This is a genomic window from Streptomyces sp. PT12 (assembly GCF_003311645.1).
Classification (GTDB): Bacteria; Actinomycetota; Actinomycetes; order Streptomycetales; family Streptomycetaceae; genus Streptomyces.
Window position 1 is genome coordinate 152,781 of sequence record NZ_QEST01000014.1, and the last position, 14,071, is coordinate 166,851.

Sequence of the window (14,071 nt, forward strand, 5' to 3'; positions counted from 1 at the left end):
CGCCACCCCGCCGAGGCGCGCCTAGAATCGCACGTGTGCACGACCTGCCCCCGCTCGCCCGTTTCGGCGGGCTCCTCGCCACCGGCCTGCGCGACGTGACCGACGACCCGGCCGCGCTCGACTCCACCGGCTGGTGGGCGGTGGTCCACACCTACGAAGGGCGGCTGGTCTGCGCCAGGTTCGCCGACGTCCGCCCCGCGCCCTCGCCCCCCGCCGACCCAGGGCGCTGGCGCGGCCCGGCCCCGGGGGAGTGGACCAGCTCGCTCGACCGCGACGCCTATGTCGCGGGCGTCGAGCGCGTTCGCGCGCACATCGCGGCGGGCGACGTCTACCAGGCCAACCTCTGCCGCGTCCTGTCCGCGCCCCTGCCAGGACCGGCCGACATCGACGCGCTCACCGCGCTGCTCGCCGCCCGCAACCCCGCGCCGTTCGCGGGCACCGTGCGCCTGCCCGCGCACGGCGTCGCCGTCGCGACGGCCTCGCCCGAGCTGTTCCTGCGCCGCCGCGGCCGCACCGTGGAGTCGGGCCCGATCAAGGGCACCGCCCCCACGCCCGAGCTGATGCTGCCCAAGGACCGCGCCGAGAACGTCATGATCGTCGACCTGGTCCGCAACGACCTCGGCCGGGTCTGCGCCCCCGGCACCGTGACCGTTCCCCGCCTGTGTCACATCGAGCACCACCCCGGGCTCGTCCACCTGGTCTCCGCCGTCCGCGGCGAGCTGGCGCCCGGGGCCGGATGGGCCGAGCTGCTCGCGGGCACGTTCCCGCCGGGCTCGGTCACCGGCGCCCCCAAGTCCGGTGCCCTGCGCGTCATCGACGACCTGGAGCCCGTGGAACGCGGCCCCTACTGCGGCGCGGTCGGCTGGGTCGACGCCGACCGCGGCGCGGGCGAGCTCGCCGTCGGCATCCGCACCTTCTGGATCGACACGGGAGTCGGCGCGGGAGGCGAGGGCGAACGGGCCCGCCCCGTGCTGCGGTTCGGCACGGGCGCAGGGATCACCTGGGACTCCGACCCCGCGGGGGAGTGGGCCGAGACCGAGCTCAAGGCCGCGCGCCTGGTAGGGGTAGCGTCTACGGGAGGGCAGCCCCGCGAGTTCGAAGGGATCCGATATGGCGCTGATTTGGCTGGACGGTGAGCTGCGCGACGCCGACAGTGCGCGCGTCTCCGTCTTCGACCACGGACTGACCGTCGGCGACGGCGTGTTCGAGACGATCAAGACCGAGGAGGGGCGCCCGTTCGCCCTCACCCGCCACCTCGACCGGCTCGCCGTCTCGGCCGCGGGACTCGGCCTGCCCGCGCCCGACCTCGACGACGTGCGCCGGGCGTGCGCCGCGGTGGTGAAGGCCCTTCCACTGCCCCTCGGCCGCCTCCGCGTCACCTACACCGGAGGCGTCGGCCCGCTCGGCTCCGACCGCGGCCAGGCGCCGCCCACCCTCGTGGTCGCCCATGTCGAGGGCGCCCGCCTCCCCGAGTCCACCGCCGTCGTCACCGTCCCGTGGACGCGCAACGAGCGGGGCGCGCTCACCGGGCTCAAGACGACCTCCTACGCCGAGAACGTCATCGCCCTGGCCCGCGCCCGCAAGTCCGCCGCGTCCGAGGCGCTGTTCGGCAACACCGCCGGCCACCTGTGCGAGGGCACGGGGAGCAACGTGTTCGTGGTCATCGACGGGGAGTTGCACACGCCGCCGCTCTCCTCGGGCTGCCTCGCCGGAGTCACCCGCGCGCTCGTCGTCGAGTGGTCGGGCGCCAAGGAGACCGAGCTGCCGCTCGGCGCCCTGCGCGAGGCGGACGAGATCTTCCTGACCTCCACGGCCCGCGATGTCCAGGCCGTCCGCCGCGTCGACGACCGCGAACTGCCGGGCGCCCCGGGCCCCGTGACAGCCGAGGCGCTGCGCGTCTTCCGCGAGCGCTCGGCCGCCGACATCGACCCCTGACCGCCCCGCGCGGAAATTGGGGTGGCTCACGTCACGTTTCACGGGGTATTGATCAGCGGATGACGACCACATTGCGCCCCGCGGGTCCCGAGGAGAGCGGCGCGGACGGGCTCCGCAGCCGTCCGTTCGACATCAGGGTCAACGGCCGCCGCGCCGGCGCGCTGCGCCTCACCGTGTACGCCACCGAAGGCGACGTGTTCGGGCGGATCGCCCAGCTCGAGATCGCCCCCGACGACCGCCGCCGCGGCCGGGCCACCGTCGCCGCGCTCGCGGCCGAGGAGGTGCTGCGCGGCGAGGGCTGCCGCCAGGTCGTGGCCTCCGTACCCGCGACGGCGGACGGCGCGTTGGAGCTCGCCAGGTCGCTCGGCTATCTCGAACGCAACCTCAACATGGCCAAGGAGCTGCCCGAGCACCCCCCTTCCCTGCCCAGGGGCCTCGCGGCCCGCGCCATGACAGGGCCCGAGTTCGAGGACTGGCGCGTCGAGGCGCGCGAGCGGTATGTGCGGGAGTGGGTCGAGCGGGGCGTTCCCGAGACGACCGCCGAGGAACGCGGCCGCTCCGCCCATGCCACGCTGCTCCCCGAAGGGCTCGCCACCGAGCGCGCGGCCCTGCGCGTGCTGACCCACGATGACCTGCCGGTCGGCACGCTGTGGCTCTCCACCGACCCCGAGCGGCTGCCGCACGGCGCCGACGCGTATGTCTTCTCGGTAGCCGTGGACGAGAAGCACCGCGGCCGCGGCCACGGCAGGGCGCTGATGATCGAGGCCGAACGCCTCACGCGCGCCGCGGGCGGCCGCGTCCTCGGGCTCAACGTCTTCGCGGGCAACACCCCGGCGCTGCGGCTCTACGCCTCACTCGGCTACCGGCCGGTCGAGCACCACCTCTACAAGCCGCTCGGCTGATCCAGCAGCGACTCGGCGATCTCGGCGATCCGCTCGCGCAGGCCCTCCTGGCTCCTGCCCCCGTCCAGGCGTGTGCCGCCGATGACATAGGTCGGCGTACCGCTGACCCCGAGCGCCTCGCCCTCGGCCTGGTCCGCGTCGACCATGAGCATGTGCCGCCCGTCGATCAGGGCGGTGTCCACCTCGTCCGCGTCGAGCCCGAGATCGCGTGCGACCTCGAGCAGCACCACGGTGCCCCGCGCACCGAGGTCGGCGGTGCGGGCCAGCAGCGCCGTCCAGTACGCGTCGCCCCGGCCCTGGGCGTAGGCCTCCTCGGCCGCCTGCGCGGCGGCGAGTGCGTGCGGGTGGCTGGCGAGCGGGAAGTGGCGGCGCCTGATCTCCAGGGCCTCCCCGAACCGCTCCCGCAGGGCGAGCAGGTCGGATTCCGCGCGGTGACAGTCGGGGCACTGGAGGTCACACCACACGTCCAGCACGGCGCGGCGGCCGGTCGTCTCGTTCATGGGCCCCAGTCTCGCACCCGGAGATTCCCCTGATCCGCGCCCGAGGCCATGGCCTTACGGAGGGCGGCGCGGCAGGATGGAAAGATGTTGATCGGCACTGTCTGTACCCTTCTATCCGCCGCGGGCCTAGGCGTCGCCTTCCTGGTGGCGCGCCGCAGGCGCTACGCGCTGGCGCTGCGGACCGCCGCCGTGGCCCTGCTGCCCGTGGGCCTCGCGATGACGGGCGTGGTGCGCTTCGTGGTCAATATGACCTTCAACCCCGTGGCCTGGGCGGGCTTCGGCGTGCTGGCCTGCGCGGTGCTGCTGTTCCTCTCCGGCCGCCTGGCCGACGGCCGAGGGCGTGGCGCCCCCGCGGCGGGCCCCGCCCCCGACGCCATGGCCGTGACCGGCGGCGCCACGCCCTCGCTCCCCGGCTCCAGGGGCGCGGGCAGGAAGGCCAAGGGCGCCGCCGCCGACCCGGACGACTTCTCCGACATCGAGGCCATCCTCAAGAAGCACGGCATCTGATCGGACCGTGACACGCACGGGTCGACATTCCGTGTAACGTTGCACAAATGCGACGTGTTGATCGCGGAGCGCCCCCCGCCTGCGCCATGATCGCGACGACATGGCGCACATCACCAGGGAGCCGACTCCCGACTCAAGCGGCGGGCCACACCCCGCCGCCCCGCAGGACACCGCACCCGGCGCCCCCGAGGGCAACGGCTGCCTCTTCGCTCTCTCCCAGCCCCCGCTGATGCTCTTCCTCGCCGTCATCGGCGCGCTGCTGCTCATCGCGGGGGTGCATGACCAGTTCCTGCTCTGACAGTCCCTGACAGTGATGATGCCCCCCGCACACGCACGACGGCGCCGCCGCGGCCCGGGGGCCACGACGGCGCCGTGCGCCGTGTATCGCCGGTCCCGCGCCGTCGCCCCGAGTCAGACGGCGTTGGGGGACCGGCGGGTCTCTAACTCTCCGCCAGGATGTGCGAGAGCTCCGTATCAAGGTCGAAGTGCCGATGCTCGGTGCCCGGTGGCACCGCGGCGTCGGTCCGCTTCAGGAACGACTCGAGGGCGCGGGCCGGAGCCTCGAGAAGCGCCTCGCCCTCGGGTGAGCTGAGGGCGATGCAGACGACTCCCTGGCCATGGCTCCGGGAGGGCCACACCCGGACGTCGCCGGTGCCCGTGGGGCGGTGCAACCCTTCGGCCAAGAGGTCTCGGGCGAAAACCCATTCGACGGTTTCTTCGGCTCCGGTGTGAAACGTGGCGTGTACGGCGTAGGGGTCCGCCGTGTCATACCGCAGCCCCGCGGGTACAGGAAGTGAGGACTCGCTCGATACAACGAGGCGCAGGTGCAGCTCGCAGCTGACCGTGGTGTTCATAAGCGCCAGGGCCTTTCGCTCAGTGTGCGCTCGGGGATTCGCACGTCGGCCAAATCGAGATGCCACGTACGCGTCGGTTGTAAACCCCTCTGCCCTAATTATGGCCTTTAATGTCATTCCAATGGGGGAGCAGCGATATGGGTTATAGCAGGAGATAGCGTGATCGCCGACAGCCGGACAAACCGATTCCGATTCCGCGGAGACTGGTGGGTGGCAGCGCCGCCCGACGCCGTCTATGACGTCCTGGTCACGCCCGAGGACTACCCCCGCTGGTGGCCCCAGGTCCGCGAGGTCGTGCGGACCGGTCCCGACACCGGGTCGTGCCGTTTTCGCTCGGCCCTCCCGTTCGACCTCCGCGTCGGGATCACGGAGACATGCCGCGACCCCGGGACCTGGACGCTCCACATCGCGCTGAGCGGCGACCTCGACGGCTGGCTGCGCTTCTCCGCCAGCCACAGGGACCCCGGCACCCGGGTCCACTGGGAGCAGGACACCGCGCTCACCAAGCGGCTACTCCGGCCGCTGGCACGGCCGTTGCGCGCGGCGTTCACCGCCAACCACGCGCTGATGATGCGGGGCGGACAGCGAGGTCTGCGCACCTGGTTGGGAGTTCATTTGGATGACGGGTGATCCACACGGTATGGTTCTACCCGTGCCGCGGTGAGCGGCCCCGGGCGATTAGCTCAGCGGGAGAGCGCTTCGTTCACACCGAAGAGGTCACTGGTTCGATCCCAGTATCGCCCACGAGTGCGAGGGTGAAGTGTGTCCACAGAACGCGTGGACCGCTTCGCCCTCGTTGTTGTGGCTCGGCTTCGCCTCGCGTAGCGGGGGCTTTGCCACCCGCACCCCCTCATGGGCCGGTGGTGTCCACGGAACGCGTGGGCGGCTTGGCTCTGGTTGTTGTGGCTCGGCTTCGCCTCGCGTAGCGGGGGCTTTGCCACCCGCACCCCCTCATGGGCCGGTGGTGTCCACGGAACGCGTGGGCGGCTTGGCTCTGGTTGTTGTGGCTCGGCTTCGCCTCGCGTAGCGGGGGCTTTGCCACCCGCACCCCCTCATGGGCCGGTGGGTGGGTGCGGCGAGTCCGAGTGGCTTCGCGGACATTGGGTGGGGCCGTCCCGGGCTCGCGCGGCGAACGCTCCTCCCACCCGCACCCCCGCGCGGCGACCACCGTTCTCGCGCGGCCAGCGCTTTCTGCTTCGCCCTCGGGTGCTCCCGGTCGGTACGATGCCAACCGCGCAGCGCAGGCTGCTTCCGTACGCCATGAGTGTCAGGAGAGACCGGTGTCAGACGTCCGTGTGATCATCAAACGCGATTCCGAGCGGGAAGAACGCGTGGTGGCCACGGGCACGACGGCCGCCGCGATCTTCGAGGGCGACCGGTCCGTCGTCGCCGCCCGCGTCTGGGGCGAACTACGGGACCTCGACCGCCCGCTGGCCGACGGCGACGAGATCGAGCCCGTTCTCATCGGGTCGCCCGACGGCCTCGACATCCTGCGCCACTCCACCGCGCATGTCATGGCGCAGGCCGTGCAGGAGCTGTTCCCCGAGGCCAAGCTCGGCATCGGGCCGCCCGTGAAGGACGGCTTCTACTACGACTTCGACGTCGAGCGGCCCTTCCAGCCCGAGGACCTCGGCCGCATCGAGAAGCGCATGCAGCAGATCCAGAAGCAGGGGCAGCGCTTCTCGCGCCGCGTGGTGGGCGATGCCGAGGCCAGGGACGAACTCGCCGGTGAGCCCTACAAGCTGGAGCTGATCGGGCTCAAGGGCTCAGCCGCGGACCAGGCCGAGGGCGCGGGCGCCGAGGTCGGCGCGGGCGAGCTGACCATCTACGACAACGTCGACCCCGCCTCGGGTGACGTCCGCTGGAAGGACCTGTGCCGCGGCCCGCACCTGCCCAGCACGCGGCTGATCCCGGCGTTCAAGCTGATGCGCACCGCGGCCGCGTACTGGCGTGGCAGCGAGAAGAACCCCCAGCTCCAGCGGATCTACGGCACCGCGTGGCCGAGCAGGGACGAGCTCAAGGCCCATCTGGCGTTTCTCGCCGAGGCCGAGAAGCGCGACCACCGCAGGCTGGGCGCCGAGCTCGACCTCTTCTCCATTCCCGAGGAGCTCGGCTCGGGACTCGCCGTCTTCCACCCCAAGGGCGGGGTCATCCGCCGGGTCATGGAGGACTATTCGCGGCGCCGCCACGAGGAAGCCGGGTACGAATTCGTCAACACCCCGCACATCACGAAGGCGAATCTCTTCGAGACCTCGGGCCATCTGCCGCACTACGCCGAGTCGATGTTCCCGCCCATGGAATTCGATGGGCAGGACTATTACCTCAAGGCGATGAACTGCCCCATGCACAACCTGATTTTCCGGGCGCGTGGGCGGTCCTACCGGGAATTGCCGCTGCGGCTTTTCGAGTTCGGCACGGTCTACCGGTATGAGAAGTCCGGCGTCGTGCACGGCCTCACCCGCGCCCGCGGCTTCACCGTGGACGACTCGCACATCTACTGCACCAAGGAGCAGATGCCCGACGAGCTGGACACGCTGCTGACCTTCGTGCTCAACCTGCTGCGCGACTACGGCCTCAGCGAGTTCTACCTCGAGCTGTCCACCCGCGGTGACTCGGACAAGTTCATCGGCGAGCCCGAGGAGTGGGCCGAGGCCACCGAGGTGCTGCGCCAGGCCGCGGGCAAGCAGGGGCTCGAGCTGGTCATGGACCCGGGCGGCGCCGCGTACTACGGGCCGAAGATCTCCGTTCAGGCCAAGGACGCCATCGGCCGCACCTGGCAGATGTCCACGATCCAGGTCGACTTCCAGCAACCCAAGCGGTTCGCGCTCGAATACACCGCGGCGGACGGCTCACGGCAGCGGCCCGTCATGATCCACCGGGCGCTGTTCGGCTCGATCGAGCGGTTCTTCGCCGTCCTGGTCGAGCACTACGCGGGCGTCTTCCCGCCGTGGCTCGCGCCCGTGCAGGCCGTCGGCATCCCCATCGGCGACGCCCACGTCCCCTACCTGGAGGCGTTCGCCGCCGAGGCCAGGGGGCGCGGGCTGCGGATGGATGTCGACGGCTCGTCCGACCGCATGCAGAAGAAGATCCGCAACGCCCAGAAGCAGAAGGTCCCGTTCATGGTCATCGCCGGGGACGACGACATCGCCGACGGCGCGGTCAGCTTCCGCTACAGGGACGGCTCGCAGAAGAACGGCGTCCCCCGCGACGAGGCCCTGGCCGAGATCGCCGACGCGGTCGCACGACGCGTCCAGGTCTGACCGAGCGCCCGGGGGCGGGGCCGGATCCAGCCACCGCCCCTGGGCCCTTCCACCGCACGCCAACGCCATATGCTGGCCCGCATGAGCAGCGAGCCGGAGCAGCAGATCGGGGTCGGGACGCCGGACGCTTTCCAGCGCCTCTGGACCCCCCATCGGATGGCCTACATCCAGGGCGAGGGCAAGCCCACCGGCGACGGGGCCGGGGACGGCTGCCCGTTCTGCTCGATTCCCGGCAAGAGCGACGAGGACGGCCTGGTCATCGCCCGCGGCGAGGTCACCTACGCCGTCCTGAACCTCTACCCGTACAACAGTGGCCACCTGCTCGTGGTGCCCTACCGCCACGTCGCCGACTACACCGAGCTCGACCACGCCGAGACCGTCGAGCTGGCCGAGCAGACCAAGCGCGCCATGACCGCGATCCGCACGGCCTCGGGCGCCCACGGCTTCAACATCGGCCTCAACCAGGGCTCGGCCGCGGGTGCGGGCATCGCCCCCCACCTGCACCAGCACGTGGTGCCGCGGTGGGGCGGGGACGCCAACTTCATGCCCGTCGTGGGGCATACCAAGGTTTTGCCCCAACTCCTCGCCGACACCCGGCGGATGCTCGCCGACGTCTGGCCCGCCTGAGCGCGGCGGGCCGCGCCCGGCTCACATGTTGTACTCGTCCGCCTTCCGCGGCTCGGCGGTCTGCACCTGACCGCTGAGCGCCTGCGACCTGCTCTCGAACGCCGAGACGTCCACGCCGTGTTCGTCGAGCACCCGCATCGCCGCCGCGTGCGCCACCCGCAGCACAGGCGTCACGGCCCGCAGCGCGTCGTCCATCATGAAACGGTGCTTCCACGGCGCCGTCGCCCACGTGTGGCGCAGGCCGAACGGCTCGGGCAGGCTCAGCGTGCCGCCGTACTTGTCGAGCGTCGCCGGGAACCACGTCAGCGGCGCCCGCGCCGCCAGCCGCACCACTTCCTTGGCGTCCACGTAGGGCAGCGGCTGCTCCACCATCTTCCAGGGCTTGCTCGCGCTGCGGATCTTCTTCTTCTTGGTGTCGGGGCCCTTGCGGAAGAAGCCGTGGAGCGGGCCGAGCGCGTGCGCCGTCACCTCGATCCGCAGCGTGTGGTGCAGCACGGTCACCGTGATCATCATCGTGATCACCAACTCGCCGTCCCACAGCACGAACTGCACGCCGAGGTAGTGCCGGTCGCCCTTGTCGAACTGCTGCTCGTTGCAGATCCGCTGGACCTCGATGTTGCTGAAGCTGTACCCCTCGGTGTTGGGGCCCTCGGGGCGCGAGATGGCCCCCGCCCCGTTGCCGACGTGGCGGACCACCCAGTGCGTTATGGAGGGGGTCGGGAAGCCGCCGGTGTGCAGCGGCCCGCGTTCGAGCAGCCGCAGCTGGTCGTGCATCGCGCGGGCGACGTCCCACGCGCGGAACGGGTCGATGTCCCGCGTCGCGTCCTTGGGCCGCAGCTCCTCGGCCAGCTGCCAGCTGGCCCAGCGCACGCCCATGCCCAGTATCCCGTCGGTGCCCGCGTAGTGGAGCAGATTGCTGCTCTGCTCGGCCGCCAGCTTGGCCAGGCCCACCCGCAGCCGCTCGGCCTCCGCGTCGTTGGGGTTCTGCGGAACGGCCTCGGGGATCTGCGCGCCGCTCCCGCCGCCGCCCAGCAGGTCCGACCAGTGCGCCCGAAGGTTCTTCGCGGTGCGCTCGCAGATCTGCTTCGCCAGGTACCAGCCGATGATCGGCGCGGGCAGCGCGGCCCACACATAGATCTGGAGCACGCCGTCGACCGGCAGCCGCAGCACCATCAGCACGATCAGCGCGGCGACCAGGACAAGACCTGCCATGCCGAACGCGCCCGCTCGCCGGTCCTGCGCCCCCGCGATCGTCCGGCGCAGCTGGAAGAGGCCGAGCCATATCAGGACGCCGGGCAGGAAAAGCAGCCCGAAGACGATCATGATGGCGGTCAGCTGCCGGTCCCGCTGCCTGCGGATGCGCTTGGCGGCCAGGCTGTGCTCCACCACCGTCTGCGGCTCGGCGCCGAAGGACTGCACTATCGGCTTGCGCCCGTCGGCCAGCATCCGCACCTCGATGGCGCGCGTGAACGCCTCGCCGAGGTTGGGCTCAAGGAGGGAGAAGCGCCCGGCCTTCACCTCGGCCTTGTCATTGGGGTCGCGGATGTCGGCGGGCGCGACGCCCTCGCGGTAGGCCACCGAGGCGATCGCGCTGCTCACCCCGGTCCTTCCGCTGTCCGCAGCGGACAGCGGGACCTGGGCCCCGGGCGCGAAGTCGAACTCCACCCCCGCCGATCGCTTCAGGTCGTCCAGCCCGGCCACCGAACACCCCCACAGTCCTCACACGCCTCGAACGCCAGCCGCCTCCAGGCCAGTTCCCTTCCCGGAGGTCCGGCACACCTGCCCGGACCAGCCTAGCGGCGCGCGGCGGCCCGCAGGGCCACAACGACCGGCTTCGCGCCATCAGCCGGGGCCCGCGTCACCGCCCCGCGCACGTGGCTACGATGGGGCTTTCGGACGGCCGCCCCGACGCGGCCCGCTGCGACCTGACCCCTGGGAAGGACATGCTCAACAAGTACGCGCGTGCATTCTTCACGCGTGTCCTCACGCCGTTCGCCGCCTTCCTGCTGAGGATGCGGGTGACGCCGGACGCCGTGACGGTGACAGGGACCGCCGGAGTCATGGCGGGAGCACTGGCCTTCTACCCCAGAGGGGAGTTCTTCTGGGGCACCGTCGTCATCACCCTCTTCGTCTTCTCGGACCTCGTCGACGGAAACATGGCGCGGCAGATCGGCACATCGAGCCGGTGGGGCGCGTTCCTCGACTCCACCCTCGACCGGGTGGCCGACGCCGCCATCTTCACCGGCATCGCGCTCTGGTACGCAGGGAACGGCGACAACCTGACGCTCTGCGCCGTCACCATCTTCTGCCTGGCCAGCGGCCAGGTCGTGTCGTACACCAAGGCGCGGGGCGAGAGCATCGGCCTGCCGGTCCGCGTCAACGGGCTGGTCGAACGCGCCGAGCGCCTGGTGATCACGCTCGTCCTGGCCGGATTCGCCGGGTGGGAGCGGACGTTCGACGTGCCGCACATCGGCCTGCTGCTGCCGCTCGCCCTGTGGGTAGTGGCCGTCGGCAGCCTGATCACCCTCATCCAGCGCGTGGTCACCATCCGTCGCGAGTCCGCCGAGGCCGACGCCGCCGAGGAGCGGGAGCGCGGGCGGGAACGGGAGCCGGAACGCGAGCGGAAACGCGAGCGCGAGCGCGAACAGGGCAGCGAGCAGGCCCGGCAGAGCGGCCCGGCATGAGGGACCGGCTCGCCGACGCGCTCTACGCGGCCGGGTGGGGCGGGATCAAGCGCCTGCCCGAGCCCGCGGCCCAGGCCCTGGGCCGCCGGGTCGCCGACTCCGCGTGGCGCCGCCGCACCGCCGGGGTGCTGCGCCTCGAGGCCAACCTCGCGCGGGTCGTCCCCGGCGCGGGACCCGATGAGCTGCGCGAGCTGTCCCGCGCCGGGATGCGGTCCTACCTGCGGTACTGGATGGAGATGTTCCGGCTGCCCGCGTGGGGCACGGAGCGGATCAGGGGCGCGTTCAAGACCCAGGACTTCGAGCACCTGACGGACGCCATAGAGGGCGACCGCGGCGTCATCCTGGCCCTGCCGCACATGGCCAACTGGGACCTGGCCGGGGCCTGGATGGTCACCGCACTCGAGACGGAGTTCGGCACGGTCGTCGAGCGCCTGAAGCCCGACCGCCTCTTCGACCGCTTCGTCGCCTATCGCGAGTCCCTCGGCATGGAGGTCATTCCGCACACGGGCGGCGCCTCGTTCGGGCGCCTGGCGCGGCGGCTGCGGGCCGGGGGCCTGGTGTGCCTGGTCGCCGACCGCGACCTGTCGGCGTCCGGCGTGGACGTGACGTTCTTCGGCGAAACCGCCCGCATGCCGGGCGGGCCCGCGCTGCTGGCCCAGCAGACCGGCGCGCTGCTCCTGCCGGTCACCCTGTGGTACGACGAGCCGCCGGTGATGCGCGGCCGGATAATGCCTCCGGTACCCGTGCCCGAGACCGGCACCCGCGCCGAACGGACCGCCGTCATGACGCAGGCCCTGGCCGACCACTTCGCCGCGGGCATCGCGGCGCACCCCCAGGACTGGCACATGCTCCAGCCGCTGTGGCCCGCCGACATCGCCCGGCACGCCGCCGCGGCGGGCGGCGACGGGCGCGAGGGCTCGGGCCGAGGAGGCGGAACGGCATGAGGATCGGCATCGTCTGCCCCTACTCCTGGGATGTGCCGGGCGGTGTCCAGTTCCATGTCCGCGACCTGGCCGAGCACCTGATCAGGCGCGGCCACCACGTGTCCGTCCTCGCCCCGGCCGACGAGGACACCCCGCTGCCGCCCTATGTGGTCGCGGCCGGGCGCGCCGTCTCCGTTCCGTACAACGGCTCGGTGGCGCGCGTGAACCTCGGCGTGCGCTCCGTGGCGCGCGTGCGGCGCTGGGTGCACGAGGGCGACTTCGACGTGCTGCACATCCACGAGCCGTCCGTTCCCTCGCTCGGGCTGCTGACGTGCTGGGCGGCGCGCGGCCCGATCGTCGCGACGTTCCACACCTCCAACCCCCGCTCGCGCGTCATGATCGCCGCCTATCCGATGCTCCAGCCCGCGCTGGAGAAGATCAGCGCCCGCGTCGCCGTCAGCGAGTACGCCCGGCGCACCCTCGTGGAACACCTGGGCGGGGACGCGGTGGTGATCCCCAACGGCGTCGACGTCGGCTTCTTCGCGGACGCCGAGCCCAAGGCGGAGTGGCAGGGCGGGACCATCGGGTTCATCGGCCGCATCGACGAGCCGCGCAAGGGGCTTCCCGTCCTGATGCGCGCGCTGCCGCGGATCCTGCGGGAGCGCCCGGGGGCCAGGCTGCTGGTGGCGGGGCGCGGCGACGAGAAGGAGGCGGTGGCCGGGCTGCCCGACGACCTCAGGGGGCGCGTGGAGTTCCTCGGCATGGTGAGCGACGAGGACAAGGCCAGGCTGCTGCGCAGCGTCGACCTCTACGTCGCTCCCAACACCGGGGGCGAGAGCTTCGGCATCATCCTGGTCGAGGCCATGTCGGCGGGCGCGCCCGTGCTGGCGAGCGACCTGGACGCGTTCGCCCAGGTGCTCGACGGGGGAGCGGCGGGGCAGCTCTTCCCCAACGAGGACGCCGCCGCGCTGGCCGCCGCCGCCGTCCGCCTGCTGGGGGACCCGGCCAGGCGGAACGAGCTGCGGGAGCGCGGCAGCGGGCATGTGCGCAGGTTCGACTGGTCGACCGTCGGCGCCGATGTGCTCGCGGTCTACGAGACGGTCACGGCGGGCGCCGATGCGGTGGCCCCCGACGACCGGGCCGGGTTCCTCGGCCGCCTCGGCCGCACCCGCGACTGAGGCCGCGGGCCCTGCCGGTAGGGTGACGCATCGTGACCACCGTCATCTGGATCGTTCTCGTCCTGGTGCTGATCGGCGTCTACCTCAGCTGGACCGCGGGGCGTCTCGACCGGCTGCACGCGCGCATCGACGCGGCGCGCGCGGCGCTCGACGCGCAGCTCCTGCGGCGCGCCTCCGTGGCCCAGGAGCTGGCCACCGCCGGGGTGTTCGACCCGGCCGCCTCCATGGTCATCTACCAGGCGGCGCACGCCGCGCGGCTCGCGCCCGAGGACCAGCGCGAGGTCGCGGAGAGCGAGCTGAGCCAGGCGCTGCGGGCGGTGTTCGCCGAGAGCGCGCAGGTCGTCGCGGTCCGTGAGGCGCCGGGCGGGCAGGCGAGCGCCGACGAACTCGAGGCCGCGGTGCGCCGGGTGCCGATGGCCCGGCGTTTCCACAACGACGCGGTGCGCGCCGCGCGGGCCGTGCGCCGCCATCGCACGGTGCGGTGGTTCAGGCTGGCGGGGCACGCGCCGTTCCCGCTGGCGTTCGAGATGGACGACGAGCCGCCCGCGGCGCTGGTCGAGCACGCGGCACGGCCCGATCGTCCAGGCCACTGACTGCCGATTGGCTCTTTTCGCCCGGGGCCACTTCGCGGTTTCATCGAAGGTGGCCTCGGCCGCGGGGCACGACGCCCACGCCGCCACCGGTCCTACGATGGGGCGTAC

General features: G+C 72.1%; 15 protein-coding genes and 1 tRNA gene. 13 read left to right on the forward strand and 3 right to left on the reverse strand.

Features of this window, described 5'->3' with window-relative positions; translation table 11 throughout:
* The first annotated feature begins 35 nt into the window (after window positions 1-35).
* From DEH69_RS01450 to DEH69_RS01460, 3 genes are read left to right on the forward strand one after another with little or no spacing between them, the layout of a single operon-like run.
* Window positions 36-1,136 carry a chorismate-binding protein gene (locus DEH69_RS01450; RefSeq protein WP_113685009.1) on the forward strand — a complete coding sequence of 367 codons (1,101 nt, stop codon included), beginning with the start codon at window positions 36-38 and terminating at the stop codon, window positions 1,134-1,136.
* The gene (locus DEH69_RS01455; RefSeq protein ID WP_113685126.1) at window positions 1,111-1,935 is read left to right on the forward strand and encodes an aminotransferase class IV; all 825 of its coding nucleotides are present in this window, start codon (window positions 1,111-1,113) and stop codon (window positions 1,933-1,935) included. Before DEH69_RS01450 ends, DEH69_RS01455 begins: the two co-directional genes overlap by 26 nt.
* A 59-nt stretch (window positions 1,936-1,994) precedes the next feature.
* Window positions 1,995-2,837, forward strand: coding sequence for a GNAT family N-acetyltransferase (locus DEH69_RS01460; RefSeq protein WP_113685010.1), 843 nt, complete (start codon window positions 1,995-1,997; stop codon window positions 2,835-2,837).
* Here the strand turns inward: DEH69_RS01460 and DEH69_RS01465 are convergent.
* Entirely contained in the window at window positions 2,819-3,337 is a 519-nt protein-coding gene (locus DEH69_RS01465; RefSeq protein WP_113685011.1) for a DsbA family protein, read from the reverse strand. The genes DEH69_RS01460 and DEH69_RS01465 overlap by 19 nt on opposite strands.
* Before the next feature lie 84 nt (window positions 3,338-3,421).
* On the opposite strand from DEH69_RS01465, the gene DEH69_RS01470 reads away from it, so the two are divergent.
* Window positions 3,422-3,844: a hypothetical protein gene (locus DEH69_RS01470; RefSeq protein WP_113685012.1), complete on the forward strand. Its 423-nt coding sequence runs from the start codon at window positions 3,422-3,424 to the stop codon at window positions 3,842-3,844.
* A gap of 100 nt (window positions 3,845-3,944) precedes the next feature.
* Window positions 3,945-4,142: a hypothetical protein gene (locus tag DEH69_RS01475; RefSeq protein ID WP_258534359.1), complete on the forward strand. Its 198-nt coding sequence runs from the start codon at window positions 3,945-3,947 to the stop codon at window positions 4,140-4,142.
* A 142-nt stretch (window positions 4,143-4,284) separates the two neighbouring features.
* On the opposite strand, the gene DEH69_RS01480 is transcribed toward DEH69_RS01475, so the two are convergent.
* The gene (locus DEH69_RS01480; protein ID WP_003959770.1) at window positions 4,285-4,698 is read right to left on the reverse strand and encodes an SsgA family sporulation/cell division regulator; all 414 of its coding nucleotides are present in this window, start codon (window positions 4,696-4,698) and stop codon (window positions 4,285-4,287) included.
* A 210-nt stretch (window positions 4,699-4,908) separates the two neighbouring features.
* Between DEH69_RS01480 and DEH69_RS01485 the strand changes: the two genes are divergently transcribed.
* The 4 genes from DEH69_RS01485 (at window position 4,909) to DEH69_RS01500 (ending at window position 8,585) form a co-directional block, all read left to right on the forward strand.
* Entirely contained in the window at window positions 4,909-5,328 is a 420-nt protein-coding gene (locus tag DEH69_RS01485) for an SRPBCC family protein (RefSeq protein WP_258534360.1), read from the forward strand.
* Window positions 5,329-5,370: 42 nt separating this feature from the next.
* Window positions 5,371-5,442: transfer RNA gene (locus tag DEH69_RS01490), tRNA-Val, on the forward strand.
* Window positions 5,443-5,978: 536 nt separating this feature from the next.
* Window positions 5,979-7,958 carry a threonine--tRNA ligase gene (thrS, locus tag DEH69_RS01495; protein WP_113685013.1) on the forward strand — a complete coding sequence of 660 codons (1,980 nt, stop codon included), beginning with the start codon at window positions 5,979-5,981 and terminating at the stop codon, window positions 7,956-7,958.
* A 69-nt stretch (window positions 7,959-8,027) separates the two neighbouring features.
* A complete protein-coding gene (locus DEH69_RS01500) occupies window positions 8,028-8,585 on the forward strand; it encodes an HIT domain-containing protein (RefSeq protein WP_113685014.1) in 558 nt (185 codons plus the stop codon).
* Between the two features lie 21 nt (window positions 8,586-8,606).
* On the opposite strand, the gene DEH69_RS01505 is transcribed toward DEH69_RS01500, so the two are convergent.
* The gene (locus DEH69_RS01505; protein ID WP_258534361.1) at window positions 8,607-10,286 is read right to left on the reverse strand and encodes a hypothetical protein; all 1,680 of its coding nucleotides are present in this window, start codon (window positions 10,284-10,286) and stop codon (window positions 8,607-8,609) included.
* A gap of 242 nt (window positions 10,287-10,528) precedes the next feature.
* On the opposite strand from DEH69_RS01505, the gene pgsA reads away from it, so the two are divergent.
* Genes pgsA through DEH69_RS01525 form a run of 4 tightly spaced genes read left to right on the forward strand, consistent with a single transcriptional unit; the run spans window position 10,529 to window position 13,963 of the window.
* Window positions 10,529-11,269 (forward strand): phosphatidylinositol phosphate synthase, encoded by a 741-nt coding sequence (gene pgsA / locus DEH69_RS01510; protein WP_181727209.1) that lies wholly within the window; start codon window positions 10,529-10,531, stop codon window positions 11,267-11,269.
* Complete coding sequence (locus DEH69_RS01515; RefSeq protein WP_113685016.1) at window positions 11,266-12,213, forward strand: phosphatidylinositol mannoside acyltransferase; 948 nt, start codon at window positions 11,266-11,268, stop codon at window positions 12,211-12,213. The genes pgsA and DEH69_RS01515 overlap by 4 nt, the downstream gene beginning before the upstream one ends.
* On the forward strand, window positions 12,210-13,370 hold the full coding sequence (locus DEH69_RS01520; protein WP_113685017.1) for a glycosyltransferase family 4 protein: 1,161 nt from the start codon (window positions 12,210-12,212) through the stop codon (window positions 13,368-13,370). Before DEH69_RS01515 ends, DEH69_RS01520 begins: the two co-directional genes overlap by 4 nt.
* Before the next feature lie 29 nt (window positions 13,371-13,399).
* Complete coding sequence (locus tag DEH69_RS01525) at window positions 13,400-13,963, forward strand: hypothetical protein (protein WP_113685018.1); 564 nt, start codon at window positions 13,400-13,402, stop codon at window positions 13,961-13,963.
* The last annotated feature ends 108 nt before the right edge of the window (window positions 13,964-14,071 follow it).